Origin of the sequence: Arhodomonas aquaeolei DSM 8974 (assembly GCF_000374645.1) — a bacterium.
Classification (GTDB): Bacteria; Pseudomonadota; Gammaproteobacteria; order Nitrococcales; family Nitrococcaceae; genus Arhodomonas; species Arhodomonas aquaeolei.
Genome location: NZ_KB894803.1, coordinates 185,470 through 207,097, shown reverse-complemented (window position 1 = coordinate 207,097; position 21,628 = coordinate 185,470). Strand labels below are relative to the sequence as shown.

General features: G+C 71.4%; 20 protein-coding genes. 8 read left to right on the top strand and 12 right to left on the bottom strand.

Annotated elements, in window-relative coordinates; translation table 11 throughout:
* Nucleotides 1-56: 56 nt before the first annotated feature.
* The 4 genes from C516_RS0106730 (at nt 57) to C516_RS0106715 (ending at nt 3,219) form a co-directional block, all read left to right on the top strand.
* Nucleotides 57-1,166, top strand: a complete 1,110-nt coding sequence (locus C516_RS0106730) for an S-(hydroxymethyl)glutathione dehydrogenase/class III alcohol dehydrogenase (protein WP_018717599.1) — start codon at nt 57-59, stop codon at nt 1,164-1,166.
* A 13-nt stretch (nt 1,167-1,179) separates the two neighbouring features.
* Nucleotides 1,180-2,037, top strand: a complete 858-nt coding sequence (gene fghA / locus C516_RS0106725) for an S-formylglutathione hydrolase (protein WP_018717598.1) — start codon at nt 1,180-1,182, stop codon at nt 2,035-2,037.
* A 149-nt stretch (nt 2,038-2,186) separates the two neighbouring features.
* Entirely contained in the window at nt 2,187-2,597 is a 411-nt protein-coding gene (locus C516_RS0106720; protein WP_018717597.1) for a hypothetical protein, read from the top strand.
* Between the two features lie 7 nt (nt 2,598-2,604).
* On the top strand, nt 2,605-3,219 hold the full coding sequence (locus C516_RS0106715) for a TIGR02444 family protein (RefSeq protein WP_018717596.1): 615 nt from the start codon (nt 2,605-2,607) through the stop codon (nt 3,217-3,219).
* A 6-nt stretch (nt 3,220-3,225) separates the two neighbouring features.
* On the opposite strand, the gene C516_RS0106710 is transcribed toward C516_RS0106715, so the two are convergent.
* A complete protein-coding gene (locus C516_RS0106710; RefSeq protein WP_018717595.1) occupies nt 3,226-3,819 on the bottom strand; it encodes a DNA-J related domain-containing protein in 594 nt (197 codons plus the stop codon).
* Nucleotides 3,820-4,087: 268 nt separating this feature from the next.
* On the opposite strand from C516_RS0106710, the gene C516_RS0106705 reads away from it, so the two are divergent.
* The 3 genes from C516_RS0106705 (at nt 4,088) to C516_RS0106695 (ending at nt 8,943) form a co-directional block, all read left to right on the top strand.
* Complete coding sequence (locus C516_RS0106705; protein ID WP_018717594.1) at nt 4,088-6,283, top strand: primosomal protein N'; 2,196 nt, start codon at nt 4,088-4,090, stop codon at nt 6,281-6,283.
* A gap of 180 nt (nt 6,284-6,463) precedes the next feature.
* Entirely contained in the window at nt 6,464-8,224 is a 1,761-nt protein-coding gene (argS, locus tag C516_RS0106700; RefSeq protein WP_018717593.1) for an arginine--tRNA ligase, read from the top strand.
* Nucleotides 8,225-8,226: 2 nt separating this feature from the next.
* Entirely contained in the window at nt 8,227-8,943 is a 717-nt protein-coding gene (locus C516_RS0106695; RefSeq protein WP_018717592.1) for an SPOR domain-containing protein, read from the top strand.
* A 14-nt stretch (nt 8,944-8,957) separates the two neighbouring features.
* Here the strand turns inward: C516_RS0106695 and C516_RS0106690 are convergent, their stop codons facing one another.
* From C516_RS0106690 to C516_RS0106670, 5 genes are all read right to left on the bottom strand, one after another.
* Nucleotides 8,958-9,941, bottom strand: a complete 984-nt coding sequence (locus C516_RS0106690) for a lysylphosphatidylglycerol synthase transmembrane domain-containing protein (RefSeq protein ID WP_018717591.1) — start codon at nt 9,939-9,941, stop codon at nt 8,958-8,960.
* Between the two features lie 174 nt (nt 9,942-10,115).
* Nucleotides 10,116-11,000, bottom strand: a complete 885-nt coding sequence (locus C516_RS0106685) for an NAD(P)-dependent oxidoreductase (protein WP_018717590.1) — start codon at nt 10,998-11,000, stop codon at nt 10,116-10,118.
* Entirely contained in the window at nt 10,997-12,889 is a 1,893-nt protein-coding gene (speA, locus tag C516_RS0106680) for a biosynthetic arginine decarboxylase (RefSeq protein WP_018717589.1), read from the bottom strand. The genes C516_RS0106685 and speA overlap by 4 nt, the downstream gene beginning before the upstream one ends.
* Before the next feature lie 41 nt (nt 12,890-12,930).
* Nucleotides 12,931-14,163, bottom strand: a complete 1,233-nt coding sequence (locus C516_RS0106675; protein WP_018717588.1) for a multifunctional CCA addition/repair protein — start codon at nt 14,161-14,163, stop codon at nt 12,931-12,933.
* A gap of 10 nt (nt 14,164-14,173) precedes the next feature.
* Nucleotides 14,174-15,133: a complex I NDUFA9 subunit family protein gene (locus C516_RS0106670; RefSeq protein ID WP_018717587.1), complete on the bottom strand. Its 960-nt coding sequence runs from the start codon at nt 15,131-15,133 to the stop codon at nt 14,174-14,176.
* A gap of 248 nt (nt 15,134-15,381) precedes the next feature.
* Between C516_RS0106670 and C516_RS0106665 the strand changes: the two genes are divergently transcribed.
* A complete protein-coding gene (locus C516_RS0106665; protein WP_018717586.1) occupies nt 15,382-16,176 on the top strand; it encodes a sulfite exporter TauE/SafE family protein in 795 nt (264 codons plus the stop codon).
* A 9-nt stretch (nt 16,177-16,185) separates the two neighbouring features.
* Here C516_RS0106665 and accC read toward each other — a convergent pair whose 3' ends face one another.
* The 6 genes from accC to cutA all read right to left on the bottom strand — a co-directional run bounded on the left by accC (nt 16,186) and on the right by cutA (nt 21,400).
* A complete protein-coding gene (gene accC, locus C516_RS0106660; protein ID WP_018717585.1) occupies nt 16,186-17,529 on the bottom strand; it encodes an acetyl-CoA carboxylase biotin carboxylase subunit in 1,344 nt (447 codons plus the stop codon).
* Between the two features lie 33 nt (nt 17,530-17,562).
* On the bottom strand, nt 17,563-18,030 hold the full coding sequence (gene accB / locus C516_RS0106655) for an acetyl-CoA carboxylase biotin carboxyl carrier protein (protein WP_018717584.1): 468 nt from the start codon (nt 18,028-18,030) through the stop codon (nt 17,563-17,565).
* Nucleotides 18,031-18,036: 6 nt separating this feature from the next.
* The gene (aroQ, locus tag C516_RS0106650; protein WP_018717583.1) at nt 18,037-18,480 is read right to left on the bottom strand and encodes a type II 3-dehydroquinate dehydratase; all 444 of its coding nucleotides are present in this window, start codon (nt 18,478-18,480) and stop codon (nt 18,037-18,039) included.
* Between the two features lie 147 nt (nt 18,481-18,627).
* Nucleotides 18,628-19,134 (bottom strand): TlpA family protein disulfide reductase, encoded by a 507-nt coding sequence (locus C516_RS0106645; protein ID WP_018717582.1) that lies wholly within the window; start codon nt 19,132-19,134, stop codon nt 18,628-18,630.
* An 8-nt stretch (nt 19,135-19,142) separates the two neighbouring features.
* Nucleotides 19,143-21,026: a protein-disulfide reductase DsbD gene (gene dsbD / locus C516_RS0106640; protein ID WP_163139298.1), complete on the bottom strand. Its 1,884-nt coding sequence runs from the start codon at nt 21,024-21,026 to the stop codon at nt 19,143-19,145.
* 38 nt (nt 21,027-21,064) lie between these two features.
* A complete protein-coding gene (cutA, locus tag C516_RS0106635; protein ID WP_018717580.1) occupies nt 21,065-21,400 on the bottom strand; it encodes a divalent-cation tolerance protein CutA in 336 nt (111 codons plus the stop codon).
* Nucleotides 21,401-21,628 lie beyond the last annotated feature (228 nt).

Below are 21,628 nucleotides of genomic sequence, written 5' to 3'. Positions count from 1 at the left end.
AAACTGCGGCGATACATTCAGAACCGCTCACCCGCGCCCCGCGCAGGAGGATAACCATGAAGTCCCGTGCCGCCGTCGCCTTCAAGGCAGGAGATCCGCTGGAGATCGTCGAGGTCGATGTCGCCCCGCCGCGCGAGGGCGAGGTGCTCGTGCGCAACGTCGCCACCGGTGTGTGCCACACCGACGCGTTCACCCTCTCCGGCGCCGACCCGGAGGGGAACTTCCCGGTCATCCTCGGTCACGAGGGCGGTGCGGTGGTCGAGGAGGTCGGCCCGGGCGTCACCAGCCTGGCCCCCGGCGACCACGTCATCCCGCTCTATACGCCGGAGTGCGGCGAGTGCAAGTTCTGCCGCTCCGGCAAGACCAACCTGTGCTCCGCCATCCGCGCCACCCAGGGCCAGGGGGTGATGCCCGACGGCACCAGCCGTTTCTCCTACAAGGGCGAGAAGATCCACCACTACATGGGCACGTCGACGTTCTCCGAGTACACCGTGCTGCCGGAGATCGCGCTGGTAAAGGTCAGCACCGACGCCCCGCTGGACAAGGTCTGCCTGCTCGGCTGCGGCATCACCACCGGCATCGGCGCGGTGCACAACACCGCCAGGGTGGAGCCCGGCTCGACGGTGGCGGTGTTCGGCCTCGGCGCCGTCGGCCTGAGCGTGATCCAGGGGGCGGTGCTGGCGAAGGCGGAGCGCATCATCGCCGTGGACATCGAGCCCGGCAAGTTCGAGTTCGCCGGCCAGCTCGGCGCCACGGACTTCGTCAACCCGAAGGACTACGACGCGCCGATCCAGCAGGTCCTCACGGAGATGACCGACGGCGGCGTCGACTACTCGTTCGAGTGCATCGGCAACGTGAACACCATGCGTGCCGCGCTGGAGTGCTGCCACAAGGGCTGGGGCGAGTCGACGATCATCGGCGTCGCCGGTGCCGGCGAGGAGATCTCCACCCGGCCGTTCCAGCTCGTCACCGGGCGGGTCTGGCGCGGGTCCGCGTTCGGCGGCGTGAAGGGCCGCACCGAGCTGCCGGGCTACGTCACCCGGTACATGGACGGCGATATCAACATCGACGAGTTCGTCACCCACACCATGGGGCTGGAGGAGATCAACCGCGCCTTCGAGCTGATGCACGCCGGCGAGAGCATCCGCTCGGTGGTGTACTTCTGAAGCGGAGGGGATGATGCCGGAACAGCCGACACTGGAAACCGTCGCCGAGAACCGCTGCTTCGACGGCCGCGTGCTGCGCTACCGCCACCACGCACGCAGCCTCGACTGCCAGATGATCTTCGGCGTCTACCTGCCGCCGCAGGCCGAGCGCCAGCCGGTGCCGGTGCTCTACTGGCTCTCGGGGCTGACCTGCACCGACGAGAACTTCATGCAGAAGGCGGGCGCCCAGCGCCTCGCCGCCGAGCTGGGCATGGCCATCATCTGCCCCGACACCAGCCCGCGGGGTACCGATCTGCCCGGCGAACACGACGAGTACGACTTCGGCTCCGGTGCGGGTTTCTACGTCAACGCGACCCGCGCACCGTGGGACGCCCACTACCGGATGTACGACTACGTCGTCGAGGAGCTGCCGGCGCTGGTGGAGGCCGAGCTGCCGGTCACCGACCGACGCGCGATCAGCGGCCACTCCATGGGCGGGCACGGGGCGCTGGTCTGCGCCCTGCGCAACCCGGGCCGCTACCGCTCGGTCTCCGCGTTCGCACCGATCTGCAATCCCGTCGCCGTGCCATGGGGGCACAAGGCGTTCTCCCGCTATCTCGGCGACGACGAGACGGAATGGGCGGCCTACGACGCCAGCCACCTCGTCGCCACCGCCTCCGAGCGCCTGCCGCTGCTGGTAGACCAGGGCGAGGCCGACGGCTTCCTCGCCGAACAGCTCCATCCCGAGGCCCTGGAGAGCGCCTGCGCGGCGGCCGGGCACCCCCTGACCCTGCGCCGCCGCCCGGGGTACGACCACAGCTACTTCTTTATCGCCAGCTTCATCGACGACCATCTCCGCCACCACGCCGACGCCCTCGGCTGCCCCGGCTGAGGCGTTCGACCCCGCCCGCGGCACCCGCCGCGGGCGGCGGCCACCTTGACCCCGACACGATCGCCCTCATACCCGGGAGGGACGCACCACCAACACCGCCTCTGGTAGGCTAGCGTCCGTTGGAACGCACAACCCGTAGAGGAATCGAAATGGCAGACGAATCCGGTCTCTCCGAGATGAAGATGGACCCGAACGGGCTCTTCCGTGAGGAGGTCTTCACCGATCGGCGCATCGGCACCATCCAGCGCCTCACCCCCGTGCGCAGCGACGGCAGCGACGACCCCGACCGCGACGTGCTCTACCTCGGCCAGACCCAGGTGATGACCCCCGCGGGCGCGCTGCCGCTGTCCTTCGAGCTGGATGCGGACAGCCTCGACGGCGCCATGGAGGCCTTCCCGGAGGCCGCGCAGCAGGCCCTTGAGCAGACCATGGATGAGCTCAAGGAGATGCAGCGCGAGTCCGCCTCCCGCATCGTCACCCCCGACCAGATGGGCGGCCAGGGCGGTGGCGGCATGCCCGGCGGCGGAGGCGGCCAGGGCGGCGGCTTCCAGCTGCGCTGAGGCGGGCATGAACGATCAGCCGGCGTCCGTCGCCGACGAGGCGGCCGCGCTCTGGGACTTCGCCGTGCGCGTCTACGGCATGCAGGGCATCAAGGACACCTGCCTCGCCGTGCAGGCGCGCTACGGGCTGAGCATCTCCACCCTGCTCGGGGCGATCTGGACCGGCGCCCACGGCTACGGCCGTATGGGCGCGACCCAGCTGGAGACCACCGTGCGCCGCGCGACGGAGTGGCACCGCGAGGTCATCGAGCCCATGCGCGCACTGCGCCGCCGCCTGCGCCAGCAGCCGCCCCCGGGGCTGGAGACGCGTACCGAGGCCCTGCGCCACGAGGTGCTGCGCCAGGAGCTGGAGGCGGAACGCATCGAGCAGCAGCTCCTGCTCGAGGACTTCCCCCGCGGGCAGTGCCCGGTCTCCGCGGAGGCGGAGCGCTGGCGCGATGCCACGGCCAACGCGGCTCTGTACACGCGCAAGAGCTGTCCCCGCCCGGAGCCCCAGGCCCTGGACGCGCTCGCGCGGATCCTCGGCGCGGCGTTCCCGGACGTCGACGGCGAGGCGATCAAGCGCGAGGCGGCGGCGGTGTGGCAGGTCGGCGGCGGCTGCGAGGGCAGCGGCGGGGCCTGAGTCGGATCACTGCAGCCCGAGCGTGCGCATCGCGCGGTTGATCTCGCGCAGCCGCCCGCCGTCGCCGCCGCGGTCCGGGTGGTGGCGCATCGCCAGCCGCCGGTAGGCGGCGCGGATCGCCGCGTCGTCCACCGGGTCCGACAGCCCCAGCTCCGCCAGTGCGTCCGCGCGGCCGTCGTCCCGCGCCAGACGCTGCCAGAACGAGCCGAGCAGCCGTTCCACCTCCGCCTCGGTGATCCCGTCGAGGTTGCCCATGTCCGTGTAGAACGCGCGCACGCCGTCCGGCGCCCCCAGCGCTGACGCCGTCGTCCGCGGCAGGATGCGGATGCACAGGCAGTCCACCTGCACGTCCTCGCCGTGCACGGCCAGACGCTCGCCCAGGCGGTAGAGGGTGTGGAAGAGCAGGAAGTGGGTCCGATACATCGCCAGCGGTCGCGCCAGGCAGCCCGGCGCGATCTCCGGGACATCATCCCTGGCCTGTAGCCCGCGGATCAGCTCGAACTCCGCGAGCCCCTCCGGCGCCTCGCGCAGCATCGCCTCGATCCGCCCGAGGTGGTGATCCCAGGCACCGGCGGGCGGCGCCGTCTCGCAGTTATCCACCGTGTTCGTCCCCTGCCGGCAACCAGACTGCAGGTCGGGCCGGTATCGTCGATAGCTGGGGGGCAATATAATAACCTTCTGTTTTAAAAAGCAATTTTATAGCGGTTAAATTTTCGGCATATTCGCTAACCCGCTTGCCCGACAGGCACTTAGGGGATATTCCCAGAATTCTTCCACACAGTTATCCACAGCATGTGGGGAAAACCCGCCGCCGCAACCGCCCGGTCGCCGGTTACACTGGGCGGCAAACGAACGCCGCCCGAGACGCATGCCCGAACCGCCGCAGATCGCCCGCGTCGCCGTGCCCGGCCCGCTGCCGGAGCCGCTGGACTACCGCATCACCGCCGCCGTGCCGGAGCCGGGGGCGCGGGTGCGCGTGCCCCTCGGCCGCCGCCAGGTGATCGGCGTGGTCGTCGCCACGGCCACGCACAGCGAGCTCCCCACGCGGCGCCTGCGCCCGCTCGGCGAGCTCCTCGACGACACCGCGGTGCTGCCCGGGGAGCTGCTCGATCTCACGCTCTGGGCGGCCGGCTACTACCACCACCCGGTGGGCGAGGCACTGACGAGCGCGCTGCCCGTGCGCCTGCGCCACGGATACCCGGCACAGTACACCCGCGAGACCGTCTGGCGACTCACCGACACCGGGCGCGACACGCCGCCGGACACCCTCGCCGCCCGCGCCCCGCGGCAGGCGGCGCTGCTCGCGCGCCTGCAGTCCCTCGGCAGCCTCGCCGCCGCCCACTTCCCCGAGGCGGAGGGTGACTGGCGCGGCGGCCTCCAGCGGCTGGTCGAGCGCGGCCTCGCCCGGGCCGAACAGGTGGACACCCCCGGGCTCATCGAGGGCCACGACGACGGCGGCGACCGCCCGACGCTCAACAACGCCCAGCGCGACGCGGTGGACGCCGTTCGCGGCGCCGAGGGCTTCGCCCCGCTGGTGGTCGAGGGCGTGACCGGCAGCGGCAAGACCGAGGTCTACCTCCACGCCATCGAGGCGGTGCTCGCCGCGGGGCGCCAGGCCCTGGTGATCGTCCCCGAGATCGGCCTGACCCCGCAGCTCGTCGACCGCTTCGCCCGCCGGCTCGCCGCCCGCATCGCCGTGCTCCACTCCGGCCTCGCCGCCGGCGAGCGCCTGGACGGCTGGCTCGCCGCCCGGGACGGCGTGGCGGACGTGATCATCGGCACGCGCTCGGCGGTGTTCACGCCCCTCGCCCGCCCCGGCCTCATCCTGGTGGACGAGGAGCATGACGCCTCGCTCAAGCAGCAGGACGGCTTCCGCTACTCCGCCCGGGACCTCGCCGTGGTCCGCGCCCAGCGCCTGGGGCTGACCGTGATCCTCGGCAGCGCGACCCCCTCACTGGAGACCCTGCACAACATGCGCCTCGGCCGTTACCGGGAGCTGCGCCTGCCCCAGCGGGCCGGCGGCGCGGCCATGCCCCGCTTCCGGCTCCTGGACGTCCGCGGCCGCCCCCTGCGGGACGGCCTCTCGGCGCCGCTGATCGAGCAGATGCGCGCCCACCTGGACGACGACGGGCAGGTGCTGGTGTTTCTCAACCGGCGCGGCTTCGCCCCGGTGCTGCTCTGCCACGAATGCGGCTGGGTCTCGGAATGCGAGCGCTGCGACGCACGGCTGACCTACCACCGTCACGACCGCCGCCTGCACTGCCATCACTGCGACCACGAGCGCCCGGTCCCACGGGCCTGCCCGGACTGCGGCAGCGTCGACCTGCGCCCCGTGGGCCAGGGCACCGAGCGCCTGGCCGAGGCCATAGAGGCCGCCTTCCCTGACACCGCCATGGTCCGCATCGACCGCGACAGTACCCGGCGCAAAGGTGCCTTCGAGCGGCAGATGGCGGCGGCGCAGCGCGGCGAGGCACGCATCCTCCTGGGCACCCAGATGCTCGCCAAGGGGCACCACCTGCCGGCGGTCACCCTGGTAGCGGTGGTGGATGCCGACCAGGGCCTGTTCAGCGCCGACTTCCGCGCCCCGGAACGGCTCGCACAGCTCATCATCCAGGTGGCCGGACGCGCCGGGCGGGCGGAGCGCCCCGGCGAGGTCGCGATCCAGACCCACCACCCGGAACACCCGCTGCTGCAGCTCCTCGTCCACGCCGGCTACCGCCGCTTCGCCGAGGACGCGCTGCTGGAACGCGAGGCCGCCGGCCTGCCACCCTACACGGCCATGGCCCTGCTCCGCGCCGAGGCCGTCGACGAGGCCGCACCCCGGGAATTCCTCGACGCCGCCCGCGCCGCCGGCCCGGAGGGCACGCGACTGGAGCTCCTCGGGCCGGTACCGGCGCCCATGGAGCGCCGGGCGGGGCGGGTCCGCGCCCAGCTCCTCGTGCGCGCGCCCTCCCGCCGCCACCTCCAGGCCGGCCTGAAACGCTGGCTGCCCGGCGTCGCCGCCCTCCCGCAGGCGCGGCGGGTGCGCTGGAGCATCGACGTCGACCCGGCGGACATGCTGTAACCGCAATGCGCGCGGGCGCAGACGCAGCCGGGAACGCCTCGTGCGCGCCTGCCGTCGCCCCCGCCCGCGCCGCCCCCGACGGGCGTTGCCCGGGCGGGGCCCCGGCTGCCTTGCATGAGCGGGTACACAGGCGATAATAGGGCGCTTCGACACCCCGCAGACGGATACCACCCGGACCCTATGAAGAATCTACTCGCGCAGCTCGTCGAGCAGGCCATCGGCACGCTGCAGGCCGACGGCACCCTTCCCGCCGGGCTCGACATCGACGTGCAGGTCGAGCGCGGCCGCGGCGAGGGCCATGGCGACTTCGCCACCAACACCGCGATGCGCCTGGCCAAGCCGGCACGACGGCCGCCGCGGGAGCTCGCCCAGGCGCTGGTCGACGCCCTGCCGCCGCACCGCTATGTCGAGCGCGTGGAGATCGCGGGCCCCGGGTTCATCAATTTCTTCCTCACCGCCGACGCCGCCTTCGCGGTGATCCGCGACGTCTGGGAGCAGGGCGAGGCCTTCGGGCGCAGCCGCGCGGGCGAGGGCCGGCGCATCCTGGTGGAGTTCGTCTCCGCCAATCCCACCGGGCCGCTGCACGTGGGCCACGGCCGGGGCGCGGCGTTCGGGAGCGCGCTGGCGAGCCTGCTCGCCACCGCCGGCTTCGACGTCCAGCGGGAGTACTACGTCAACGACGCCGGCCGGCAGATGGACATCCTCGCGGTGTCCGTGCTGCTGCGCTACCTGGAGCAGCGCGGCGGGGCGGTGCCCTTCCCGGACAACGGTTACCGCGGCGACTACATCCGCGACATCGCCTCCGGGCTCGCCGAACGCGACGGCGACGCCTACCGGATCGACACCGCCGCGCTCACCGCGAAGCTCCCGGCGGACGCCAGCGACGGCGGCGACAAGGAGGCCCATGTCGACGCGCTCGTGCGCCGCAGCCGCGAGCTGCTCGGCGAGGCGCGCTACCGCGCGGTGCTGGACGCGGCGCTGGAGGCCATCCTCGCCGACATCCGCGACGACCTCGGCGAGTTCGGCGTGCACTTCGACCGCTGGTTCTCCGAGCGCAGCCTCACCGAGAACGGCGCCGTCGGCCGCACCATCGAGCGCCTGGTCGAGGCCGGGCACTGCTACGAGGCCGACGGCGCGCTGTGGTTCCGCGCCACCGACTTCGGCGACGACAAGGACCGTGTGGTCCGCCGCGCCGACGGGCTGACCACCTACTTCGCCTCGGACATCGCCTACCACCTGGACAAGTTCGAGCGCGGCTTCGACCAGCTGATCGACGTCTTCGGCGCCGACCACCATGGCTACATGGCCCGCGTGCGCGCCAGCCTGGAGGCCTTCGGCTACCCGGCGGACCGGCTGGAGTTCCGCCTGGTGCAGTTCGCCATCCTCTACCGCGGCGCCGAGCGCCTGCCGATGTCCACCCGCTCCGGCGAGTTCGTCACCCTGCGCGAGCTGCGCGAGGAGGTGGGCAACGACGCCGCCCGGTTCTTCTACGTCATGCGCCGCCCGGAGCAGCACCTGGACTTCGACCTGGAGCTCGCCAAGTCCGAGTCCGCGGACAATCCGGTGTACTACCTCCAGTACGCCCACGCGCGGATCTGCAGCGTGCTCCGCCAGCTCGACGAGCAGGGCCTGGACCATGACCCGGACGCCGGCTTCCAGGCCCTCGCGCGCCTCACCGAGGACCACGAGCAGGCCCTGATCAGCCAGCTCGGGCGCTTCCCCGAGGTCATCGAGACCGCCGCGCTGGCCCACGAACCCCACCAGCTCGCGCACTACCTGCGCGAGCTCGCCGGTGCCTTCCACACCTACTACAACGCGCACCAATTCCTCGTCGACGACGCCGGGCTGCGCAACGCGCGGCTCAACCTCGTGCTCGCGACGCGCCAGGTCCTGCGCAACGGCCTGCGCGTGCTCGCGGTAAACGCACCGGAGCGGATGTAACCATGGCCCGCCGCAAGACCGGACAGGCAAGCGGCCGCCAGCAGCGCCGCAGCACCTCCCGCAAGGGCAGCACCGGGCGCTCGCTGCCGGGCTGGCTCTGGGGGGTCGGCGGGCTCGGGATCGGGCTCGGGGTGGCGCTGCTCGTGCACTGGCACTACACCGGCGGCGGCCCGCAGCAGCTCAGCGAGCTCATGGCCCCGCCGTCACCGCAGCAGCAGGGTGCCGGCCGGGACATCACCGGTGACAGCGGGACGCCGCCGCAGGGCGGCGGCGACACCACGGCGAAGCAGGACAAGCCGCGCTTCGAGTTCTACCGCCTGCTGCCCGAACAGAAGGTGGAGGTACCCGGCGGTGACCAGGAACGGCAACAGCAGGCCGCCGACCGCACGGCAGAGCCCGGTGACACCGGCGAGACGACCCGGCAGCGCTCCGCCAGCGCGGACACGGGCGAGAGCACTGCAAGCAAGAGCGCCGACAGCAACCGGCGCTACCTGCTTCAGGCCGGATCGTTCCGCGGCCACGACGATGCGGACCGGCTCAAGGCGCGGCTGGCACTGCTCGGCATCGAGGCGAACATCCAGCGCGTGGAGCTCTCCGGCGGCGAGCTCTGGCACCGGGTGCGCGTGGGGCCGTTCAACGACCTCGACCGCGTGAACACCGTGCGCCGGCGGCTCAAGGAGAACGGCATCGAGACCGTCCTGCTCAAGCGCAGCGGCTGAACCCGCCGCCGCGCTCAGTAGGCCATCCGGCGCCCGAGCACCCCGCGGCCGACGGTGAGCAGGAACGCCGGCGCGCCCGCGATGAGATACCAGTGGAAGGTGCAGAAGCGCCACACCAGCAGCGCCACCGCCAGCACCGAGGCATCCACCCAGGCCGAGAGCATCATCCCGAAGCCCACCTCCACGCCCACGGAGCCGCCGGGCAGCAGGCTCAGGTGGCCGACCATCAGCGACAGCGCCTGGGTGATGAACAGCCACGCCCAGGGCAGCGGGTTGTCCAGCAGCATGAAGATCGTCGGCACCAGCGCGTAGCGCAGCAGCCAGTGCAGCGTGCAGAAGCCGTACAGCGCCGCCAGCCGCATCCGGCCCAGCCCCAGCATCAGCCGCACCGCCGCGCGGAAGCGCAGCAGCGCCCGCCCCAGCCGCCAGCGATAGCGGTGCAGCATGGGCACGCGGCGGAAGATCCGCCCCAGCGCCAGCGCCAGCACCCGGTAGTGCCGGGGCAGCCACAGCAGCAGCGCGAAGCCGACAGGGGCGACGATGCCAGCGGTAATCACCCAGCCCATGGCCACGTCGCCGATTACGAACAACGCCGCCAGCGGCAGGAAGGTGGCGAAGAACGCGAGATCCGCGATCTGGTCGAGCACCACCAGCGCACTGGCCTCGGGCACCCCCAGGCCGCGGCGGGTGAACAGATAGACGTTGGTGGCCGGTCCACCGGTGTAGGCCGGCGTGGCGGTGCCGGCGAACTCGATGCTCAGGACCTTGCTGAACGCCTCCGCGACGGGCAGGTGCAGGCCGAAGGCGCCGGCGAGGATACGCAGCCGGAAAGCGTTGCACAGCCAGCCCAGCGCGACCATGGTGAGCAGCGGCACCAGCCCCCACAGCGGGAACCGCGCCAGGGCATGGAGCAGTTGGCTGCCGCCGCCGAGCCACAGGGGGATCGCCGCGGAGACGAGCACACTCACCATCAGCGCGATGACCCAGTGCCGTCTCACGCCGCCTCCCGGATGTCGCTCGCGGGCCGGCGGCCCGGGATCGCTGTCAGTTGCATGGCCTGCCGTTTTTCACGGGGAATATGGGGAAATCGTGAAGGCGACAGCCTACCCCAGCGGCGCGCCCGCGGACAGGCCCCGTACCGTGTCGGGGAGGCCTGTCCGCGAGCCTGCACACTAAAGAGAGCGGCGGTTGCCCTCCTCGAACAACGCCTGCTTGAGGCGGTAGAGCGTGGAGATATCCTCCTCGCCGTGGCCCTGCTCCATGAGCCGCTCGTAGTGCTTGAGCGTCATCTCCACCACCGGCAGGGACACGCCCATGCGCTCGAGCATCTCCCGGCAGATGCCCAGGTCCTTGTGGTGCAGCGCCGCCTTGAAGCCGGGCTCGAAGGTGCCGCGCACCATGGTCGGGCCGCGGTGGCTGAGGAACCAGTTGCCGGCGGCACCGCCGCCGACCACCTCGATGACACGGTCCATGTCCAGGCCGCTGGCCTGGCCGAAGGCGAGGGCCTCGGTCACCGCCTGGTTGATGCCGGCAACCATGATCTGGTTCACCGCCTTGGTGGCCTGGCCGCTGCCGGACTCGCCCATGTGCGTGACCGACTTGCCGATGGCCTCCAGTGCCGGCATCGCCTGCACCAGGGCCTCGGCGTCGCCGCCGGCCATGACCACGAGCTGACCGTTCTCCGCACCCTCGCGCCCGCCGGACACCGGCGCGTCCAGGAAACGCCCGCCGGCGTCGGCGATCCGCTCCGCGGCGGTCTTCACCGTGGCGACGCTGATGGTGGAGGTGTCCACCACCACCCCGCCGGGCTGCAGCCCCTCGCGCAGTGCATCCACCATCTCCAGCACGTCCGCGTCGGCAGACACGCAGGTCAGCACCACCTCGCATTCCGCGGCTACCGCCGCCGGGTCCGGTGCCGCCATCACGCCGAGCTCCTGCGCCAGGGCGTCCGCCTTGGCGGCGGTGCGGTTCCACACGGCACCCAGCAGGTCGTGACGGGCCAGGTTCCGGGCCATGCCGACGCCCATGGCGCCGAGGCCGATCATGCCCACCTTCATGGCAGTCCTCCTCTATCGCGTAGGTAGGTCGAGCCCTGAAGGCCCGCCCCGAGCTCCCGGAGACACGCGGCGCGGGTGGCCTCGTCCAGGCCCGAACCGTCGACCCGGCGGCGGTAGGCCTGCAGCATCGCCTCCGCCTCGAAGTGGACGTGGCGCAGCACGGCGGCCACGCTCTCGCCCCCCGCGGGCTCGGACAGCCGCCACCCGCCGTTCTCGAGGACGACGTTCACCGCGTCCGTGTCGCCGAAAAGATTGTGCATGTCGCCGAGGATCTCCTGATAGGCCCCGACGAGGAAGACCCCGAGCACCAGCGGCGTGCCCGGCCGCCAGGGCGGCACGCGCAGGGTGCTCTCCACGCCGTCGCGATCGACGTAGAGGTGCACCGCCCCGTCGGAATCGCAGGTGAGATCCTGGAGCACGGCGCGGGCCGAGAGCGGCTCGTCCAGCCGGTGCACGGGCAGGATCGGGAAGATCTGGTCGATGGCCCAGATGTCCGGCATCGACTGGAACAGCGACAGATTGGCGAAGAGCTTGCCGGCCTGGCGCTCGCGCAGGGTGTCGAGCACCTCTCGGTGAGCGCGCACTGACGGGTCCAGCCGCGCCAGCACGCTGCGGCAGGTCGCCTGGTAGTAGCGCTCCGCCTGGGCCCGCCCGGCCAGCCCGAGCAGGCCGTGGTTGTACATGCCCTGGGCCTCCTCCAGGGCATTGCAGGCATCGTGATAGACCTCCAGCGGCGAGCGCGAGGCGCCTTGCCGGTAGCCCTGCCAGAGGTCACGGATCACCGCGGGGGCATCCGCCTCCGGGGCATCCGGTCCGGCGTCGCCGTCGAAGCCGTCCACGTCGATCACGTCCGTGACCAGCACCGCGTGATGCGCGGTCATGGCACGGCCGGATTCCGTGACCACGTCCGGGTGCGGCAGCGCCTGCTCGTCACAGACCTCGCGCAGGGTGCGCACGATGTTGGCCGCGTACTCCTCCAGCGAGTAGTTCATCGAGCAGAAGCTGCGCGATCGCGTACCCTCGTAGTCCACGCCCAGGCCGCCGCCGACGTCCACGCAGTGAACCGGCGCGCCCAGGCCCCGCAGCGCGGCATAGTGACGCGCCGCCTCGCGCATGCCGCGCTGGATATCGCCGATGTTCGGGATCTGCGAGCCCAGGTGAAAATGCACCAGACCGAGGGCATCGAGATGGCCGGCTTCGGCGAGGCGGTCCACCACCGCCAGCGCCTGGGCGGCAGTGAGCCCGAACTTGGAGCGTTCCCCGCCGGTGTTCTGCCACATGCCCTCGCCGATGGAGGCGAGGCGGATGCGCACGCCCAGCGCCGGGGCGACGCCGAGGCGGTCGGCCTCCTCCAGCAGCAGCGTCAGCTCCGAGAGCTTCTCCACCACCACATGGACGTCCAGGCCGAGCTGCCGGGCGCGCAGCGCCAGACGCACGTACTCGCGGTCCTTGTAGCCGTTGCAGATCACCCGCGCCCCTGCCGGGGCGACGGCGAGCACCGCCATGAGCTCGGGCTTGCTGCCCGCCTCCAGGCCTACGCGCTCATGGGCGGCGACGATCTCCTCCACCACCCGGCGCTGCTGGTTCACCTTGATCGGATACACGGCGGTGTGGCGGCCGCCGTAGCCCTCCGCCGCCATCGCCGCGGCGAATGCGGTGCACAGGCGCTGAACGCGGTCGTGGAGAATGTCCACGAAGCGGACCAGCACGGGCAGGTCCAGGCCCTGGCGGCGGGCGGCCTCAACCACCTCGTAGAGGTCCACCGCCGGACCGGCGCCACGCCGGGGCCGGGCCACGACGCGGCCGCTGTCGGTGACGTCGAAGTAGCCCTCGCCCCAGTGGGCGACATTATAGGTCTCGCGGGCGGTCTCCGCCGGCGTGTGAGGCATCGCTGACTCCTGGATGTGGCCGCCCCGCGGGGCAGCGGCGTTCACGCGGCCCGCCAGTCCTCGCGGACCGCCGCCACGGCCCGCGCACGGGCGTCGGCCATGGCCTCGGCGATGGCCGGCCCCTTCAGGCCCTGCTCGACGAAGGGCCGGGCGGTGACCCCGCAGGCGGCCCCGAAGGCGTCCCGCAGATAGCGTCCCTGAGGATACTCGCTGTCGGCGAAACCGGTGCGCCCCCGTGCATCCGCGGTGCAGGCGTCGATGAAGCGTGTCAGGCGCTCCGGCTTGCGGAAGGCGTCCAGCTCCGAGAACAGCTTCACCACCCGCGCTGGCCGCAGCGTCAGGGCCTGGTGGGCGAGCAGGTGGTGACGGGTCACGCCCCGGGCGGTGTCCCGGCAGGCGTTGGGCACCCGCAGTCGCTCGCACACGGCATCGACCAATGGTACCCCGCGCGCCTCGTGGCCGCGGTGACGGGGCAGCTCGTCGCCCGGGGTCTCGCCCTTGCCCAGGTCGTGGACCAGCACGGCGAAACGGGTGGCGAGCTCGTCGCTGAGCCCCACGCAGGCGTCCAGCGACATCAGGACGTGCTCGCCGGTATCGATCTCCGGGTGGTAGTCCGCGCGCTGGGGCACACCGAAGAGGCGGTCGACCTCGGGCAGCAGCACGGCCAGGGCACCACACTCGCGCAGCACGCGCACGAAGGCGCTGGGCGCGTCGCTGACCAGCGCCCGGCTGAACTCCTGCCAGACCCGCTCGGGGACCAGCGCGTCCACCTCGCCGGCCTCGACCATCTCCCGGCACAGGGCCAGGGTCTCCTCCGCCACGCGAAAACCGAGCGGCGCGAAGCGCGCGGCGAAGCGCGCCAGGCGCAGGATCCGTACCGGGTCCTCGCGGAAGGCGGGGGAGACGTGACGCAGCAGCCGTGCGTCGAGGTCGGCGCGACCGCCGTAGGGATCGACGACGGTGCCGTCCCCGTCCTGCGCCATCGCGTTGACGGTGAGATCGCGCCGGGCGAGGTCCTGCTCCAGGGTCACGTCCGGCGCGGCGTGGAACTCGAAGCCGTGATAGCCCCGCGCGGTCTTGCGCTCGGTGCGCGCCAGCGCGTACTCCTCGCGGGTCCGCGGGTGCAGGAAGACCGGGAACTCCCGGCCCACCGGCTCATAGCCGGCCTCGCGCATCTCCTCGGGGGTGGCGCCGACCACCACCCAGTCGCGCTCGTGCACCGCCAGCCCGAGGAGCCGGTCGCGCACCGCACCGCCGACGAGATACGCGCGCACGGCGCCCGCCTCAGACCCGGCGGGCGCTGCGGCGGAAGCGGTTGTAGTACTGTCGCTGGCGTCGCCGGCCGACGTACATCGGCACCACCGCCTCCACGGCGGTGGGATGGATCCCCAGCCGGGCCAGGCCGTCGTCGCTGCAGACGTTGTCCACCTGGCTGGAGAGGTAGTTGTCCATGGAGTAGGGCTTGCCGGGCACGCGCTCCATCACCCGCGCCTGCAGCCGCGAGAGCCGGTCGGAGAGACCGATGATGGGCTTGTTCGTGCCGATCAGCTCGGCGCAGTAGCTCACCAGCTCGCGCAGGGTATAGACCGACGGCCCGCACAGCTCGTAGCGCTCGCCGAAGGTGTCCGCATCGTTGAGGCAGTTCACGAACGCCTGGGCCACGTCACCCACGTACACCGGCTTGAACCGCGCCTCGGGGGTGGGCAGCGGCAGGAACGGCGCCATGCGCAGCATGGTGGCGAACTGATTGAGGAAGTTGTCCTCCGGCCCGAAGATCACCGACGGGCGGAAGACCGTGACCCCGAAGCCCGCACGATTGGCCTCCATGGCGATACGCTCGCCCTCGGCCTTGGTCTGCTGGTAACGGCTCGGCGCCTCGGGGGCGGCACCCAGGGCGCTCATGTGCAGCAGCCGCTTCACGCCGGCGGCACGGGCCCCCTCGACCAGGTTGCGCACCAGGCGTACATGGACCTCGTCGAAGCCGCGCCCCCGGCCCGGCTCGTCGTTGAGCACGCCGACCAGGTTGATCACGGCATCGAAACCGGAGATCTCCCGGCGCAGGGTGTCCGCATCGTGGATGTCCGCCTCCACCAGCTCCAGGTTGGGGATGGGCAGCAGGTGCCGGCTGCGCTCGCGATTGGTGGTGATCACCCGGATACGCACCGGGGTGTTCGCGAGGCGGTTGGCGATGTGCCGGCCGACGAAGCCGGAGCCGCCGAGGATGCAGACGGAGTCCACGCGCATGGGTTCAAGCCCCCTATCGATGATATAGCTGGCGCCTATTGTACTAATCTTTCCAGCGGTATTGTCATGCCCCGGCCGGTCCGCGCGTTGCCCCCCGGGCACGTGCGGGCCCCGAGGGAAACCGCCGGACAGGACCTTCCGCCGCGGAAAGCCACATGTCCGGGCCCACCCGCCGCCAGCCATGATCTGCGATACTGGGCCGGCGGCGCCGGCCCGGCGCCACCCGACGCGGCAAACCGGGAGGTCCCTTGGAAACCCTGATCGCCTACCTGCTGACCGGCGCTGCCGCCGGCTTCGCCTCCGGCCTGTTCGGCATCGGCGGCGGGCTGATCATCGTCCCCACCCTGCTCGGCGTGTTCGCGCTACAGGGCCTGAGCACGGACATCGCCACCCACCTCGCGGTCGGCAGCTCGCTGGCCACCATCATCGTCACCTCGCTGTCCTCGCTGCGCGCCCACGCGCGGCTCGGCAACATCCGCTGGGCCATCTGGCGGCCGCTGGCCGCGGGGCTCGCCGTCGGCGCGATCGGCGGCGCCCAGATCGCGGGCATGATGCCCGGGGAGATGCTGAAGAGCGTATTCGGCATCTTCGCGGTGGTGATGGCGCTGCGCATGGCCCTCGGTGGCCAGCCGCCGGCCCACCGGCAGGTACCGGGGCACACCGGGCTCGCCTCCACCGGCCTGGGATTCGGGGCGATCTCGAGCATCGTGGGCATCGGTGGCGGCAGCCTCACGGTGCCCTTCCTGGCCTGGTGCGGTGTGCCCATGCGCTACGCCGTGGGGACCTCCGCGGCGGCGGGCCTGCCCATCGCCCTGGCGGGCTCGCTGGGCTTCGTCATCGCCGGCGGCATGCACGCCACCAGCGAGCTGCCGAGCGGCGCGACGGGCTTCGTGTACTGGCCGGCAGTGGCCGGCCTCGCCGCGGCCAGCGTGCTGCTCGCGCCGGTGGGGGCCCGACTCGCCAGCCGCCTGCCCCAGCGCACGCTCAAGCGCGCCTTCGCGCTGCTGCTGGTGGTGGTCGGCGTGCGCCTGCTCTGGGGCTGAGGGGCAACCTCAGCCCAGGCCCAGCTTCTTCTCCAGGTAGTGGATATTGGTCCCGCCGGCACGGAAGGCGGAATCGCTGAGCAGGTCCAGGTGGAGCTCGGCATTGGTCTTCACGCCGTCGACCACCAGCTCGGTAAGCGCGGTGCGCATACGCGCGATGGCGCTGTCGCGGTCGTCCGCCCAGGTGATGATCTTGCCGATCATGGAGTCGTAGTGGGGCGGCACCACGTAGCTGGAGTAGATGTGCGAGTCCACCCGCACGCCCGGACCGCCCGGGGCGTGGAACTGGGTGATCTTGCCCGGTGACGGGATGAACGAACGCGGGTCCTCGGCGTTGATCCGGCACTCGATGGCGTGGCCACGCCAGGTGATGTCCTCCTGGCGGTAGCGCAGCGGCTCGCCGGCGGCGACGCGCAGCTGCTCGGCGACCAGGTCCACGCCGGTGACCTGCTCGGTGATCGGGTGCTCCACCTGGATGCGGGTATTCATCTCGATGAAGTAGAAGCGCCCGTCCTGGTAGAGGAACTCGAAGGTGCCGGCACCACGGTAGCCGAGCTGCCGGCAGGCCTCGGCGCAGCGCTCGCCGATGTCGCGACGCTGCTCCGGCGTGAGCCCCGGCGCGGGGCTCTCCTCGATCACCTTCTGGTGGCGGCGCTGCATGGAGCAGTCGCGCTCGCCGAGGTGGATGGCGTTGCCGTGCTGGTCGGCGAGCACCTGGATCTCCACGTGGCGCGGGTCGTCCAGGTACTTCTCCATGTAGACGACGTCGCTGCCGAAGGAGTTCTGCGCCTCGGCCCGGGTCACGGAGATCGCGTGCAGGAGGTTCGCCTCGCTGCGCACCACGCGCATGCCGCGCCCGCCGCCACCGGCGGCCGCCTTGATGATCACCGGATAGCCGATACGCGCGGCGGTGGCCAGGTTCTCCTCGCTGTCCTCGCCGAGGGGGCCGCCCGAGCCCGGCACACAGGGGATCCCCGCCTCCTTCATGGCCTCGATCGCCGAGACCTTGTCGCCCATCATGCGGATGGTCTCCGCGCGCGGGCCGATGAACACGAACCCGGAGTTCTCCACACGCTCGGCGAAGTCGGCGTTCTCCGAGAGGAAGCCGTAGCCGGGATGGATGGCGACCGCGTCGGTGACCTCCGCCGCGGAGATGATCGCGGGGATGTTGAGATAGCTCTCCCCGGACGGGGGCGGGCCGATGCACACCGACTCGTCGGCAAGGCGCACGTGCTTGAGCTCGCGGTCGGCACTGGAGTGCACGGCCACGGTTCGCACGCCGAGCTCGCGGCAGGCGCGCAGGATACGCAGGGCGATCTCGCCGCGGTTCGCGATGACGACTTTATCCAGCATGTTGACTATCCGTTAGCGAGTGGGGGCGCACGCTCAGTCGATGACGAACAGCGCCTGGTCGAACTCCACGGGCTGGCCGTTCTCGACGAGGATACTGCGCACCGTGCCGGCCTTGTCGGCCTCGATCTGGTTGAGCATCTTCATGGCCTCGATGATGCACAGCGTATCGCCGACCTCGACCTGCTGCCCCTCCTCGACGAACGCCGTCGAGCCCGGCGACGGGGAACGGTAGAAGGTCCCCACCATGGGCGAGCGCACCGTGTGGCCGGTGGGCTCGGCGGGCGCCGCCTCGCCGGAAGGCCCGTCCGCCGCCGGCGCGGCGGGGGCGGCTGCGGGCGGGGCCGCCGCCTGGGGCGGCATCTGGTAGTGTACCGGCGCCGCCGGGGCGTCCGGAGCGCCGCGGCTGATGCGCACCGACTCCTCGCCCTCGCAGATCTCGATTTCGTTGATGCCCGATTCCTCGAGCAGCTCGATGAGGCGCTTGATCTTGCGAATATCCATGAGTTATCAGTCCTGTCCCGCACGCCGAAGCGCTGCGTCCAAGGCGTATTCATAGCCGTCCGCGCCGAGGCCGGCGATCACCCCCACGGCACGATCGGAGAGATAGGAATGCCGGCGGAAGGGCTCACGCGCATGCACGTTGGAGAGGTGGACCTCGATGAACGGGATCGCCACTCCGAGGAGTGCATCACGGATGGCCACGCTGGTGTGGGTGAACGCCGCCGGATTGATGATGATAAAATCCACGGCATCGTCCGCGGCGCGGTGGATGCGCTCGACGATCTCGTGCTCGGCGTTGCTCTGGAAGCACGCCAGCTCGCTGCCGGCCGCCCGCGCCCGCCCAACAAGGCCCTTCTCGATGGACTCGAGGCTCGCCTGCCCGTAGTGCGCCGGCTCCCGCCGGCCGAGCAGGTTGAGATTGGGACCGTTGATCAGCAGTAGCGTCGCCATTGCCCTTCCTCGAATGGCGACAGCCATACCCGATGGCTGTCGTCAGCCGCGTATTCTGAACGCCTGAAACGGGTTTGTCCAATTGTCCGGATTTCCCCGCCTTTTCGCCGCTTTTGGCAGCCATTTCGCGGCAGCGGAAAGGCGCGATCAACCCCCGCCGGAGAGCTCTTCCAGGATCGGCGCAAGCTCGCCGCGGTGAACCTGGCGGGCGAAGATGTGGCGTATGCGCCCCTCGCGGTCAATGACCACGGTGTAGGGCAGCGTACCCGCATCGTTGCCGTAACGGGCCTGCACATCCATGGCCATGCCGAGGCCGTGAAGGGTGGGGTATTTCAGCGGCTGCTCGTCCATGAACCGCCTCACCGCGTCCAGCCGGTCCACCGCCACGCCGAGGAAGCGCACGTCGCCGAAGCGCGACTGCAGCTCGTTGAACAGCGGGATCTCCTCGCGGCACGGTGGACACCAGCTCGCCCAGAAGTTGAGCACGATCACCTGCCCGTCCCACTCGGTGATGGCGTGACGCTCGCCGTCGAGCCCCGGCAGCGAGAACACCGGGCGCATCTCCGGCTGGCGCTGCTGGTACCAGACCAGCCCGCCGGCGCCGATGGCGACGCCGAGGAGGACGGCGAGCGCGATATAGATGGTCCGGCGCATGTGTCGCATCATCCCGCGGCCCCGTCGTCATCCCAGGCCCGGGCCAGCCGGCCCAGGAACTCGTCCGGGCCCACGAAGCCCACCACCCGGAGCTCGCGACGCTCCTCGCCGTCGGCCCCGAAGAGCATCACCGCTGGCGGCAGGTAGACGTCGTAGCGCTCCAGCAACCGCTTGTCCGTGGCGTCCATCTCGGTGACGTCCACCCGCAGCAGCCGGGCGTCGGCGAGGCGCTCGCGCACCCGCGCACTGGAGAACGTCTCCTCGTCGAGCTTGATGCAGTAAACGCACCAGTCGGCATAGAAGTCCACCAGGGCGGGCTCGCCCGCGGCACGGGCGTCGGCGAGCGCATCACGCAGACCGGCGAGATCGGCCACCTCGCGGAAGCCACCGGCGGACGAACGCGCCGCGCCCGCATCACCGCCCTCCTGCGCCGCCACCACGGCCGGCGTACCGGCGTCCGCCTCCAGCGACGCCAACGGCCGCCAGAGGTCGTCGCCCCCCGCGGACGCCCCGACCAGCGCGACCGTTCCCCACAGCGCGAGGACCAGGCCGCCGGCCTTGCGCAGGCGCCGGGACGCCGACGCACCGGGCCCGAGGCGGTCAAAGGCGCCGATGAACACGCCACAGCCGATCAGCAGCACACCCCAGAGGCCGAGCGTCAGCGCACCGGGGACGAGCCGGTCCAGCAGGTAGATGGCCACGGCAAGGAGGAGCACGCCCCCGCCGGCACGCACGGCCTGCATCCACGGGCCCGCCTTCGGCAGCCAGCGTCCGGCGGCGGTCCCCACCACCAGCAGCGGCACGCCCATGCCGTTGGCGAGGACGAACAGCGCCAGCCCGCCGAGCCAGGCATTGCCGGTGGTGCCGATGTAGGCGAGCGCGGCGATCAGCGCCGGCCCCGAGCAGGCACCGACGATCAGCGCCGAGAGCACTCCCATCACCAGTACGCCGACGACCGTGCCGCCGCGCTGGCGGTGGGAGAGCGCGGTCAGCCGGGTCTGCCAGCCACTCGGGAGCTGGAAGTTGATGACGCCGAACATGGCCAGCGCCATCACCACCAGCAGCGCAATGAAGCCGCCGAGCACCCACGGCCCCTGCATCTGCGCCTGCACCGCCGCCCCGGACAGCCCGGCGAGCACGCCGGCGAGGGCGTAGGTCACGGCGGTGGCCTCGATGTAGACCAGTGACAGCCAGAACGCCCGCCAGCCGGTGCGGCGGCTGTCGCCAGCGATCAGCCCGGAAAGGATGGGCACCATCGGGTAGAGACAGGCGGTGAACGCGAGCAGCAGACCGGCGACGAAGAAGCCGCCGAGCACCGGGAGCACCCGGCCACTCGCGAGCGTATTGCCCAGCGTGCCACCGAACACCCCGGCAGCGGCAGCCGGGCCGCCGCCCCCCGCGCCCGCGGCGGGCACGGAAACGGTGGTAGTCGCCGGCGGATAGCACACACCGGTCTCGGAGCAGCCCTGGTAGTCCGCCTCCAGGGTCAGCGGCCCGGCGCGGTCGACGTAGATGGACATCGACACCGGCTCGCGGTAGATCCCCACCTCGCCGAAATAGGGGTCCTCCTCGATCTCCGCCGGCGGACGCTCCACGCGGACCACGGCATCGTCACCACCGGTGGTGCGGAACGCGATCTTGTCCCGGTAGAGATAGTAGCCGTCCTGGACGGACCAGGTCGCCACGATGCGGTCCTCGGAGACGCGCTCAACGGACAGCGGAAAGGCCTGCTCCACGGGCAGCAGGTCGCGCTGGCCGCCGACCGTGTCGGAAAGCACGCCCGCCTGCGCGGGGGCGACGAGCGTGAAGAGCAGCGCCAGCAGCAGGGCGAGCCGGCAGCACAGGCGCGGCGCCGGGCCGCCCGGGGATATGTCGTCGCGGGTGTCTTGCATGGCCTCCGCCATCGCCGGATTCGGTGCTTGCGCGGACCTCAGTCCGCGGCGGCCCCGGCGGTCTGCTCCGTGACCCACTGCAGATAACCCGCCAGGCCCGCGGCTATGGGGACCGCGATGATCTCCGGAAGTTCATCCGGATGGTTCTCGCGGATCGCCGCCTCCAGGCGCGGAAAGGCCTCGCGGGTAGTCTTCGCCACCAGCAGCAGCTCCGGGTCGTGGTGCACCTCCCCGGCCCAGCGGTACACGGAGGTCAGTCCAGGGATGATGTTCACGCAGGCGGCGTGATGACCGCCGACCAGGGCGTCGGCGATGCGCTCGGCGGTCTCGCGGTCGGGACAGGTGGACAGCGCGACGAGATGCGGCTCGGACACGGGGACCTCCACTGGCCGGTTTTGCGGGAACGGATGCCGCCCGGCGGCGGCGCGGCGGTTGAATTGTACCATCGCCACCCCAACCCACAGCGGCACGCCGGGGCGCCGCCGCTGACACGGGCGCACGGCTATTGACTGACCCGATGAGCTGACTATCATTAGCACTCACCTGTGGCGAGTGCTAACAACGGACTTGCCGGGCATCAGACAAACACATCGTGGAACAAG